The 13,664-nt window shown below is 40.6% G+C and carries 6 protein-coding genes; 3 read left to right on the plus strand and 3 right to left on the minus strand.

Features of this window, described 5'->3' with window-relative positions; all coding sequences use genetic code 11:
* Positions 1-612: 612 nt before the first annotated feature.
* A complete protein-coding gene (locus tag ACWXWT_RS11060; RefSeq protein ID WP_456041644.1) occupies positions 613-1,428 on the minus strand; it encodes a mechanosensitive ion channel family protein in 816 nt (271 codons plus the stop codon).
* A gap of 681 nt (positions 1,429-2,109) precedes the next feature.
* Positions 2,110-3,816, minus strand: a complete 1,707-nt coding sequence (locus tag ACWXWT_RS11065) for an AMP-binding protein (RefSeq protein WP_456041639.1) — start codon at positions 3,814-3,816, stop codon at positions 2,110-2,112.
* 569 nt (positions 3,817-4,385) lie between these two features.
* Here ACWXWT_RS11065 and ACWXWT_RS11070 point away from each other — a divergent pair.
* From ACWXWT_RS11070 to ACWXWT_RS11080, 3 genes are all read left to right on the plus strand, one after another.
* Complete coding sequence (locus ACWXWT_RS11070; protein ID WP_456041640.1) at positions 4,386-7,724, plus strand: MHYT domain-containing protein; 3,339 nt, start codon at positions 4,386-4,388, stop codon at positions 7,722-7,724.
* Between the two features lie 405 nt (positions 7,725-8,129).
* Complete coding sequence (locus tag ACWXWT_RS11075; protein WP_456041641.1) at positions 8,130-11,459, plus strand: MHYT domain-containing protein; 3,330 nt, start codon at positions 8,130-8,132, stop codon at positions 11,457-11,459.
* A gap of 13 nt (positions 11,460-11,472) precedes the next feature.
* Entirely contained in the window at positions 11,473-12,468 is a 996-nt protein-coding gene (locus ACWXWT_RS11080; protein ID WP_456041642.1) for a response regulator, read from the plus strand.
* 98 nt (positions 12,469-12,566) lie between these two features.
* Here ACWXWT_RS11080 and ACWXWT_RS11085 read toward each other — a convergent pair whose 3' ends face one another.
* Positions 12,567-12,998, minus strand: coding sequence for a lysozyme inhibitor LprI family protein (locus tag ACWXWT_RS11085; protein ID WP_456041643.1), 432 nt, complete (start codon positions 12,996-12,998; stop codon positions 12,567-12,569).
* Positions 12,999-13,664: the final 666 nt, after the last annotated feature.

Raw genomic sequence — 13,664 nt, forward strand, 5'->3', positions numbered from 1 at the left:
GTTAAACTGTCCGTCAGCGCTACAACTAAGTGCAGCGTAAGCCCGTCTAATGGTTTGTATTTGAGTTATTATACCAATCCCATTAAATATCTGCTCAGTTCAGAGTCTCTCAGGTTATTCAATTCAAGGCACATTGATGTAGAAATGGTTGTTCCCTTTTAAATCGATTTAACACAGAAGTGGAATACCTGAGAGACTCCATTCTGGCGGGTTTCAAAGTCCTTTATGCTTCGTTAGATGCTTTCAAAATACGACGGCATAGTCTATTTTTTTCCATAAAAAATAAGACATTCCCACCCTCCATGGCGGTCAGATGCTGGAGGTAGAGTAACGCAGGAGCTTGTTACCGAGGATCACTATTCGCTTCAATCATCTGCCTTGCCTACAGCTCTTTGAACTCCCGCTGAAAGATCACATATTTAATAGGATTGGTATTAGATCTATTGTTCACGTCAGACATCATATCAGGTACTTCAACCCAGCTCTGATTAAACTCTGAGTTGAGGAATACATGAGTTAACTAGCCCACACTAGGAGGAACACCTACGTCCAAGCACCAAAATAAAGACTTAATACTTATAAAAATATCACCCACTGCCACCCATTTTTGAGCTAACTAAAATTTTCGTGGTAGGCAATCATAAAGTCTTCTCTTATTAATTGCTCTAATTCGATGGCGCGTTCTGTGGGGCAAAAAATCATTATATGAACATTCTGCTCACCATTGACACCGCTCGTGATATGAAGATGTGGTTCGCTACCAGGTAAATCGACGCCAGCATGTTTTTCTATCACGTTATTGTAGCGCTTAGCCACTTCAATAAAATCTTCACAATGCTGCTCTATTTGACGAGTGAGTGTGGGGAACAGCGTATAGAGGTTCACAAACTGAACGACGGTAATCGTAATATTGTGATACACATAACGCTTCATGAAGTTAAGGTTTTTCACTGCGTAGGTAAAAAACATGCTGTTTGGCAAGGTAGCTGTTTTACCTGTGTAATGATATTGGCCGTGGTCTAGATCGATCTCTTGGATCACAGTAGCCATTAAATTATGTTCAATCACTTCACCGTATATTTTGCCCACTTCAATCCAATCACCAATCACAAAAGAACGTGAGCTAGCCCTCTGTATAGAACCAGTAAAGCAAAGAATAATTTCTTTTGACGCGATCACTAAAGCAATCGCAATTGCCGTAACGGACAGTGCAAATTTACTGACTTCAGATTGCCAAAGTATGAACAAAATAACCAATATTAAAATAAAGGTGCCATTCTTGGTACGTGACATCCATTTGCGCTGCACATCAGAAAGAAAAGCGACATCACCACGAATACTTGAAATGATAAACCGCTTAATCACTGAGATAAGCATGATGATTAACACTGTTAATAATAATTTATTTTCAAGAAAAAAATCGACCATTAAACTTATATTATCTAGCAAACCTATTACCTATGTTGTTTCTATTTTCATACTAACGGTGCCGAATTACGCACACTCCGGCCGCCACTTTATTGGCTATAGCAACAGAAAACAAGGTAATTAGTCGATAACGCTCAGTTATGCATAAGCAACCCTCAATGTAATGCTTACATTGACCAGAATAAACTCAAATTCAAATAAAGGAAAAATCGATTAAATAAACAGAACTGAAGTATTTAGGCGCTTCAACTGAAAGAAACAGTCAATATTCGTCATAGTAAACTCACTACAACGTCATTAAAATATAACGTTGTAGTGAAAAATAATTTACCAATCAATGATGCAAACTAGGGCCTGTTGATCTTTGCTGGTTAAATTTTGTTCGAGATAAAAACGTTTTAATCGAGGCGAGAGGATTGCTGCCTAGCAATCTAAGCTACTTTTACTTAACGAAGAGTACTCAACAAAGAGTACTCAACAAAGAGTAAAACGTTTTTAGCCGAACCCTTCGGGCAGCGTTTTTGGTCATTTTTACTGCATTATCAACTTGTTAAGTAAAATAACTACACCACAAAGTCTCTTCTTTGTACAAATGACCAACAATTCGCTGCAAAAACAATCTTGAAAGATCAACAGGCCCTAGCCATTGATAAAAGTCACATATTCAATAGCCTGTTTACATTAATTTATTGCTTCATATAATTCCTGATACATCAATTCACGCATTTTAAACTTCTGAATTTTACCCGTAACGGTCATCGGATATTGCTCAACAAATTTGATGTAGCGTGGCACTTTAAAATAGGCAAATTTTTCGGTTAAAAAATGACGAATGTCGTCTTCGGTAATATCAGCATTGGCGCGCACTTTAATCCACGCACATACCTCCTCGCCATATTTGTCACTTTGCACTCCAAAGACCGCCGCATCTTGCACATCTTTGTGACTATAGAGTTTTTCTTCAATTTCGCGTGGATAAATATTCTCGCCACCACGAATAATCATATCTTTAATGCGCCCAACAATTTGCACATAACCCAGCTCATCCATTTGGCCAATATCACCAGAATGTAACCAGCCAGCACTGTCGATGGTTGCAGCCGTTTTGACCGGATCATTCCAATAACCTTGCATAATACAGTAACCACGGCTGCACACTTCACCAGGTTGACCAATGGCGACAACGTCGCCAAATTCATTGATAATTTTCACTTCTGTATGTGGTAATGCACGGCCAACAGTCAACACTTGTTTGTCTATAGGAGAATCAATTTCAGTAATATGATTTAACGGACTGCATTCAGTTTGACCGTAGCCTATCAATACTTCTTTCATGTACATTAAATCTTGTACACGACGCATGACTTCCTCGGGACACGTCGCACCCGCCATAATACCGGTTCGTAACGAGCTCAGATCAAATTGGTTAAATTGGGGGTGTTCTAATTCAGCAATAAACATCGTCGGTACGCCATGTAGTGCCGTGCAACGCTCCTCGGCAACCACTTGCAAAGTGGTAAGCGGGTCAAATGAGTCACCGGGATAGACCGCTGCGGATGCATAAACAATACTACTCAAACTGCCTAATACCATACCAAAACAATGATATAGCGGCACCGGAATACACAATTTGTCAGCTGGAGTTAAGCCCATGGCATTTGCCACTAAATAAGCGTTATTCAAAATATTATGATGTGATAATGTCGCCCCTTTTGGACTGCCCGTAGTGCCAGACGTAAATTGGATATTAATCGCATCCTGTGTATTTAACGAGTCAGCTATATAAGCTAAATCATGTTTATCTATCGCCGTAACATCAACCAATAAATCATTAAAATTGAGCATGCCGGGAGTGCGGTCTGTGCCCATACGAATAACAAACTCAAGCTCGGGTAATGCACTCGCAGATAACTCACCAATTTTACTGTTGGATAATTCAGGCAATAACTCATTGAGCATTTCTAGATAATTGCTCGACTTAAATTTGTCTGCACAAATTACGGCGCGACAACCAACATTACTTAATGCGTACTCCAACTCTTCTGGCCGATAAGCTGGATTGATGCACACCATAATTGCACCAATTTTAGCCGTCGCAAATTGTGTTAAACACCATTCAATGTTATTAGGAGACCAAATCCCGACCCTATCCCCAGGTTGGACACCAAGCTTTAATAACCCAGTGGCGAGAGCATCAACCTTTGCCTGATATTGACGGTAGTTCCAGCGAATATGTTGATGATGAACAACTATCGCAAGATTGTCTGGGTAAGTATTTGCAATATCATCAAAATATTGACCAATGGTTTTATCGGTAAGTGTCGTTGAAGTGGCACCATGGTATTCGCTTTGAGTAAGAGGAAGTTGTACTTGATGTTGTTTGACCATTTAAGCCTCCTTGCAGTGGTTATTCACCTTCAAGCTAACCAATTAACGGCCTGACTCACAAGTAAAAAAGCACTCCATTAGACTAAAGGTGCATGGTGAGTAATGTTTACAGCAACACCTTATACTTGTTGGAATAATACCAATCCGCATTAGAACTTGCTCTTTTAGTGAAAATTATCAGTGAGGTATTAGAGGCAGCCTTTTGAAGACCTAGTCGCTCTCGGCAACTGCTCCTGCGTTGTTCTACCGCCATTATCCATGCACTGGTACGTTAACTAAGAAAGGCTACCAAAGATGAGATTGCGACAACTTATATTTAAGACTACCTGTAAACCCAAAAAGGCGCACAGCACACTCACCCTCAGTTTAATTAACACTGGTACAACAAGCACAGTAAAACCACCACAGAAAGCCATAAAAAGCAACAAAACCCTTAATAATACCAATTTAAATTATTTAAACATTGATCTAGTGCAACCTTTAGTTGAAAATTAAAAGCGCTGGCGTTTTTTAATTCGTCGCCGATACCATTCTTATTCATCCCTAATAGCGACATTCATCTAATTATTATGCTTGAGACAATCCGCGCACTCTTTACCGTTACAGATGAAAGTCTATTGATTATTGGTAATTTTAAGCCTATCGTCGTTTTCATATCCATTGCTATCGCCGTTTTAGCATCGTTTATGGCCTTGCAGGTGGCTTCACAAGCGGCACAAACATTCAATAAGTTCAAACGATACTTACTCACTAGCTGCGGCAGCTTAGCACTGGGTGGAGGAGTATGGTCGATGCATTTTATCGGCATGTTAGCATTTAGCTTATGCACTCCAGTAAGCTACGATATCGGTTTAACCGCGTTATCGTTTATTCCTAGCATTGCCGCATCCTGGGTAGCGTTAAATGTGATATCCACAACCAAACCTAAACTAAGTCAATTTGTTGTTGGAGGAATTCTGACTGGCGCGGGAATTGGTACAATGCACTATGTCGGCATGGCCGCAATGGAAATGGCTCCCTTATTACGATACGACCTATTCTATTTTGGCTTATCAATTGTCATTGCAGTCATTTTAGCCATTTTGGCACTGTGGATACGTTTTAGCTTGAACCATCTGGGTCGTTTTACATTAAGTGATTTACATAAAAATGCCATTGCGGCAATTGTGATGGGGTGTGCTATTTCAGGCATGCATTACATCGGTATGGCGGCAGCCCGCTTTGTTCGTCCTCCGGGATTTGAGTTTTCTAACCAGCCTCAAATGATGTCACTGTATTTAGGTATTTCAGTTGCAACTATTACTGTGGTAATCATTTTATTGGTTTTAGCTGTCAACATGCTGCTCAAATATCAAGCATCATTACACCAAGCCCAATTAAGTGAAGCACGCTATCGAGCAACCATAAGTACAGCCGTTGATGGCATCATCACCTTTAACGCTAAAGGACACATTGAAAGTGGCAACCAAGCTGTAGAAAAACTCCTTGGCTGGCGGCTTGAAGATGTATGCCACAAAAATATTCGTGACTTTATCCCCGCACCATTTATAGATGAATTTAACGCCTGTTTGAACCGTTTTTCAAACAACATACCGCAACAACAGAGTGATGGCCGTGATGTTGAGGCATTGCATAGTAACGGCACAAGCATTCCTGTTAGGGTATCGATTGGACATGCATGCATTGCAAGAAAAAGTCTTTTTGTAATGTACATAAGTGACTTGCGTCATCGTATTGAAATGCAGCGTGCACTTATTAAAAGTGAAGCTCAGTTTCGCTCACTTATTACTAATATTCCTGGCATTGCCTACCGCTGTTTAAACATAGACAACAGACCAATGATTTTTATTAGTGATGCTGTTGAAAGTATCACTGGTTATCCCGCTAGCGATTATTTAGGCACAGTGCCAAGACGTTATTTTCATCAACATGTACATCCAGAGGATCTTGGCAACATCGATCAACAGATCTCCAACCAGCAAATATTTAAACTGGAATACCGTATTTATAATGCCGCCGGAGATATTCGCTGGCTGCTGGGTTACGGAACACACGTAGATGGCCTTGATGCACAAGATAAGTGGCTCGATGGCTTTATTATGGACATCACCGAGCGTAAAGAAATGGAGCAATCATTATTGATTGCTAAAAACAATGCCGAACAAGCAGCCTCTGCACGTTCTGCGTTCTTAGCTAACATGAGCCATGAAATTCGTACCCCAATGAACGCTATCATTGGTTTTAGCGACATTTTACTCGATGACTCGCTACCCGCTGAGCAGCAAAAGCATTTACACACGATTAATCAGTCTGCTAAATCTTTATTGCACCTATTAAACGATGTGCTCGATAGCGCCAAGCTAGACAAAGGCAAGTTCGAACTTGAATTACGCGATTTTTCAGTCATTGAAGAAGTTGATTCAGTAGTATCAACACTATGGTTGCAAGCTAACGCTAAAGGGTTATTCTTAAAAGTTAATGTCTCTCCCGACGTTGCAGTATCTTACTACGGTGCTCCAGACCGAATCCGACAAGTGTTGACCAATCTATTAGGTAATGCGATTAAATTTACCGCCGAAGGCGGCGTCAGTATTGATGTAACTGTTATGCCAAACGGTTACATTGAATTTGCCATTAACGACACCGGTATTGGCATGACACCAGAACAGTTAGCCTTAGTATTTGATGCGTTTGCTCAAGCAGATGCCAGCATGAATCGCCGCTTTGGTGGTACAGGCCTAGGAACGACTATCAGTAAGCAATTGGTCGAGTTAATGGGTGGAAATATCACAGCCAAGAGCACGTTTGGACAAGGCAGTTGTTTCAGTTTTACTCTCCCTTTACACGCACCTAAGCAGATCCCAGCTACATTAACGCCATTATCAACTTGCCACATCAAGCCACTTAATATTTTGGTTGTGGATGATATTCAGCAAAATATAGACCTGTTAACTATTATGATGAAGCGCCAAGGTCACACGATCATGGCGGCTCGCGATGGTAAACAAGCACTATTACGGATGCGTAACGACAAAATAGATGTTGTTCTAATGGACGTACAAATGCCGATAATGGACGGGCTAACAGCCTCACGTACGCGTCGTGAGCAAGAACAAACACAACAGCTCCCGCATATGCCTATCATTGCATTAACCGCCAGCGTATTGCCTGAAGACAAAAAAGCCGCCTTAGATGCAGGTATGGATGGCTTTGCCAATAAACCGATTGATATGTCATTACTTAACCACGAAATAGCGCAAGTACTCAAACTTGAACAACATAATGTCACCGCCGATAACACCACAAATGACACCAGTAACAAGCAAATTGTTAATGAGAAAAAAGGCATCGCTATGTGGGGGGAGAAAGCCACCTTTATTAACGAAATTAACATTTTTATGACCAAACAAAATGATAATAACCCGCATATTCAGCAGTTAATAAACGTTGCCGACTGGCCAGCATTACACCGCCATTTTCATGGCCTCAAAGGGCTGTCAGGCAATTTAGCTCTCACACAGTTAACACGTTTATTTAGCGAGGCTGAACGCTTAGCCATAACAAAGTCAAGCGATGAACTACTGGCTTTGTTACCAAGCATTACTCTGGCCTTGTCTCAAGTTTCAGACTATCTGAGTACAATAAATATTAGTCAACAACATGATTCTAATAAAAAAAACAACCTAAGCACTGTTCAATTACTCGACATCATTTCTCGTGTAAGCTTGGCAGCTAAACAAAATCAATACCACGAGCACGATGTAGACATGCTTATTGAAGCAGCCTCATCAGGCTACCAGCAACGTTGTATCAATATAAAACATGCCCTAGATGATTTTGAGTTTGAACAAGCAATTTCTGAACTCAATAACCTTGAGTTACGCATTAGGGCACAAAAAGAAGACTGAAGAATGTAACCCCAAACGGGTCGATTTTCCTGCCACTAAAAGCATATTACACTCCAAATGCATGTCATCTATTGTCTACGCCAAAGTAAAAGTGAAAGCAACTTTAAGATTTTTACAAACCGTTAAACGCTACGTTCAGTAATAAGCAAGAGTAAACCACCAAAGAAATATGCATGGTTCATAAAGCAGCTTAAAAACACAACATAAATTAACAACACAGAAACATATTGCGTAAGTTAATTACAAGATAGAGATGGAAACCACAAAAATCACACTATAACGGGCAGAAAATCATTTAAACATTGATTTGGTATAAAATTTAGTTAAAAATTAACCAAATTGATGGTGTTTTTATTCTCATACCGACACCTAACCTACCTTAATAGTGATCTGCATCTAATTATCATGCTTGATACAATCCATACACTTTTTACCGTAACTGATGAAAGCCTATTAATAACAGGAAATTTTCAGCCCAGCGTCGTCCTTATTTCAATTGCTATTGCAGTATTAGCTTCATTTATGGCATTACAACTGGCGGCACAAGCGGCATTAATGCCCAACCAATATAAAAAATATTTGCTCATTAGTTGTGGCAGTATTGCCTTAGGTGGTGGCCTATGGTCAATGCATTTTGTCGGCATGTTAGCGTTTAGCTTATATACTCCAGTCAGCTACGATGTAAAGTTAACTGCGGTATCTTTTATCCCTAGCATTGCTGCATCTTGGATGGCATTACATGTCATGTCTGCTCCCAAGCCAACACACAGACTATTTGTATTAGGTGGCATTATTACCAGTGTAGGCATTGGTGCCATGCATTATATCGGCTTAGCGGCCATGGAAATGGCGCCTTTACTGCGTTACGATTTATTCTATTTCTGCTTATCCATTATTGTTACCGTTATCTTGGCTGTTTTGGCCTTGTGGGTCCGCTTTAGCTTGAATAATCTTGGACGGTTTACCTTAAGCGAACCACATAAAAATGCTATTGCTGCAGTGGTCATGGGTTTAGCTATCTCCGGTATGCATTACATAGGTATGGCGGCAGCACGTTTTGTACGTCCTTCGGAATTTGCATTTTCTGACAACACTGAAATGATGTCATCTTATCTCGGTATTGCAGTTGTCACGATTACCGTATCTATTATGTTATTGATATTAGCCGTAGATATATTGGTGAAATATCAAGCATCGTTACAGCAAGCAAAATTAAGCGAAGCACGTTATCGCGCGACCATTAGTTCTGCCTCTGACGGTATCATTACCTTTAATGCAGAAGGCTATATTGAAAGCGGTAATAAAGCCGTAGAATCACTTTTAGGCTGGCAGCTTGAAGATGTATGCCATAAAAATATTCGTCGTTTTATTCCTGATCACTTTATCAATGATTTTAACTCATATTTAAACAACTACTTAAATGAACCCACACCCATTAACGCTGGCCGCGATGTTGAAGCACTGCATAGCAGCGGTATAACAATTCCAGTTAGAGTATCAATTGGTCACGCATGTATCGCTGGCAAAACCCTGTTTGTCATGTATATAAGCGATTTACGTAATCGTCTTGAAATGCAACGTGCACTGATTAAAAGCGAAGCGCAGTTTCGTTCTCTAATTGCCAATATTCCAGGTATCGCTTATCGCTGTTTAAATGCTACAGACTGGCCGATGGTATTTATTAGCGATGCCGTTGAAGATATCACGGGCTATCCTGCCAGTGACTATCTCGGCTCGCCGCCAAAGCGCCATTTACATGAACATGTTCACCCAGACGACATTGACCAAGTTGTTAATAATGTCATCACAGATCATGTGTTTCAATTAGAATACCGCATCTATAATGCCCAAGGAGAAATCCGCTGGTTATTAGGTTATGGCACCCATGTTGATGGCTTAGTTGTAGAAAACGAGTGGCTCGACGGTTTCATAATGGATATCACTGAGCGCAAAGAAATGGAGCAATCACTATTGATTGCCAAAAATAAAGCAGAGCAAGCAGCATCTGCTCGAGCAGCATTTTTAGCCAATATGAGCCACGAAATTCGTACCCCAATGAACGCCATTATAGGCTTTAGCGACATTTTACTCGACGACACGCTACTCGTTGAGCAACGCAAACATTTACGCACGATTAATCAGTCAGCCAAATCATTATTGCATTTACTGAATGATATTCTCGATAGCGCTAAATTAGACAAAGGGAAATTTGAGTTAGAATTTAGAGACTTTTCATTAATTGAAGAAATTGACTCTGTAGTGTCAACTTTATGGTTACAAGCTAACTCTAAAGACTTGTATTTAGACATTAATATCTCTAATGATGTTGTCCCTCTTTATCATGGTGCACCTGACCGAATTCGCCAAGTGCTTACCAACCTTATCGGTAATGCCATCAAGTTTACTGCACATGGCGGTATCGATATCAACGTGACAGTAAAGCAAAATGGTAATATTGATTTTGCAATAAGCGATACTGGTATTGGCATGACCGAAGAACAATTATCTATGGTATTTGATGCTTTTGCACAAGCAGATGCCAGTATGAACCGCCGCTTTGGTGGTACAGGTCTTGGTACTACCATTAGCAAACAATTAGTCGAGCTTATGGGTGGAAAAATTACCGCCAGCAGTACGTTCGGCAAAGGCAGCTGCTTTGCATTTACATTGCCGCTAACTGCACTCAAGCATAAACAAGTTCCAGCAATCACGCCTCATACGCAAACACTGAAACCTCTCACAATGTTGATTGTTGATGATATACAGCAAAATATAGACCTGTTAACGATTATGATGAAGCGCCAAGGTCACACGATCATGGCGGCTCGCGATGGTAAACAAGCGCTATTACGGATGCGTAACGACAAAATTGATGTTGTATTGATGGATGTGCAAATGCCAATAATGGACGGACTCACAGCCTCGCGAACTCGCCGTGAACAAGAACAAGCAGAACAGTTGCCGCATTTGCCTATCATTGCATTAACTGCCAGTGTATTGTCCGAAGACAGAAAAGCCGCATTAGACGCAGGTATGGATGGTTTTGCTAACAAACCGATTGATATGGCATTACTTAACCACGAAATAGCGCTAGTCCTTAAGCTTGAGCCACATAGTCTAGACATCGATAACACAGCAGTTGATACTCAATATAATCAAGTTGTTAATGAGAAAAAAGGCATCGCTATGTGGGGAGATAAACCCACCTTTATCAAAGAAATCAATGCGTTTATAACTAAACAACATGATAACAGTCAACGTATTAAACCATTAATAGAAGCGGCTAACTGGCCCAGTATTCACAGTCATTTGCATGGTTTGAAAGGCTTGTCAGGTAATTTAGCACTGACACAATTAACGCGTTTATTTAGCGAAGCAGAGCGTTTAGCCATGACAAAATCACAAACTGAACTATTAGTGTTACTGCCCAAAATTGAACAAGCATTTTCGAGTGTTGCGGCTTATCTTGCTACCCAACTAGACGATCAAGTTGAACAACACATACTGACGGATGACAGCGCTGGAACTGAAGAGTTATTGCAAATCATTGATCGTATTCGTCTTGCCGCACAAGATAATCAATACAGTGAATCCGATGTTTATACACTATTAGCCAAAGCCCCAATAGTGTATAAACAACAATGTAGCACCATACAACATGCATTAGACGACTTCGAATTTGAACAAGCAATAATCAAACTAAATGCACTTGAATTAAACTTAACTGCACCATAGAAGACCCATTTTTATGATACATAATAATCAAGACCTTAAGCAGAGCATTCTTGTTGTCGACGATGAACCCGCTAACCTCAGAGTATTAAAAAAAATGCTTGAGGAGCCGTACCGGTTAATTTTTGCCAAAAGCGGTGATGAAGCGCTGCGCTTAATTCAGCGCGAGTTACCAGACCTCATTTTACTCGATGTTATGATGCCAGGTATGACCGGATTTGAAGTGTGTCAACAACTTAAAGCCGATCCTCGAACCAAGGCTGTTCCAGTTATTTTTGTAACCGCATTAAGTGACGACGTAGACGAAGCTAAAGGCTTTGATGTTGGCGCTGTTGACTACATAACCAAACCCGTATCACCTGCTGTAGTTAAAGCCCGTGTTCGTACTCATTTGTCTTTGGTACAAGCAGAAGACTTACGCCGCACTCGCTTGCAAGTTATTCAACGCCTAGGGCGTGCATCCGAATATAAAGATAATGAAACCGGAATGCATGTGATGCGCATGAGTCATTATTCTCGAGTCATTGCCCTTGCCTATGGTTTATCAAACTCTGCAGCCGAAAACTTACTCCATGCGGCACCAATGCACGATATTGGCAAAATTGGTATTCCCGACAGCATCATGCTTAAACCGGGTAAGCTAACTGATGAAGAATTTGCCATCATGAAAAAACACCCCGAAATCGGAGCCGAGATCCTCGGAGAATCAGATTCAGATTTAATTGCATTAGCCAAAGTAGTGGCAATGACTCACCACGAAAAGTGGAATGGAAGCGGCTATCCTCATGGGCTTAAAGGTGAAGATATTCCCATTGAGGGGCGTATTGTGGCAATTGCAGATGTATTTGATGCCCTCACGAATGAACGTCCCTATAAAGAAGCCTGGAGCATAGACAAAGCCATGGCGTTTATTAACAGTCAAAGCGGCATTCACTTTGATCCTGACTTAGTGGTTATACTCCAAGAATGTTTACCCAGTATCCTCAGCATTAAACAGCGCTGGCAAGATTAATCTGCAGAGTCGCAAGAGGTATAAGGGCAAAAATGGTTACATTAACACTCTCGTCATTAATTGACATTAACCAGCCCATTACGAGTTGATATCAATCATTACTGTGGTTCAGGCAGTAACGGCTCAGAAGAATCCATAAACGTTAAATAATCTTGCCAAATATTATGAGTGCGCTGCACTGTAAGCTGCAGCATACATTCATGATACATTACCCCTCTAATACTGCCATTTCGCCACAATTGATATATCGCATGGCAATAAGACTCCCTATAGGTCAACCAGTCTCGCTGAGACAATTGCAGTGCTTCAACAGCCTTTGGATCATCATGATATTTCTCGTTAGCTTTAGCTATATACTTGTCTAACCTTGTTTGTGCTTCATCAACTGTTAACTTTGCGCAGTCGTTAATTTCAATGGTGGTCATGGGATTATCGCAATCAACAGCCCCTTTAAGACTTGTCTCATGGGCCCAGATCCCACCGCTGAACAACATCATGCAACTTAATACTAAAACACTATAATTTTTCATTTATTCCTAGCCTTAATGAAGACTCAAGCTATTGTTAATTGAAAATAGATTGAAAGAAAAAGGACTCTTTTATTTCATAATAAACTCACCCAATAGTTTATCAACAAGAATGCAACAGAACCACGTTATCTTCGCAAAGCAAAATGAATGTAATGATTAGGGCCTGTTGATCTTTCAAGGTTGTTTTGGCAGCGAATTGTTGGTCATTTGTACAAAGAAGAGACTTTGTGGTGTAGTTATTCTACATAAAAAGTCGATAATGCAGTAAAAATGATCAACAAACGCTGCCCGAAGGGTTCGGCTAAAAACGTTTTACTCTTTGTGGAGTCCTCTTCGTTAAGTAAAAGTAGCTTAGATTGCTAGGCAGCAATCCACTCGCCTCGATTAAAACGTTTTTATCTCGAACAAAGCTTAACCAGCAAAGATCAACAGGCCCTAACAATAATACCAATCCTATTAAACATGTGATCTTTCAGCGGGAGTTCAAAGTGCAGTAGGCAAGGCAGATGATTGAAGCGAATAGTGATCCTCGGTAACAAGCTCCTGCGTTACTCTACCTCCAGCATCTGACCGCCATGGAGGGTGGGAATGTCTTATTTTTTATGGAAAAAATAGACCATGCCGTCGTATTTTGAAAGCATCTAACGAAGCATAAAGGACTTTGAA

The organism is Shewanella sp. A22 (assembly GCF_053850585.1).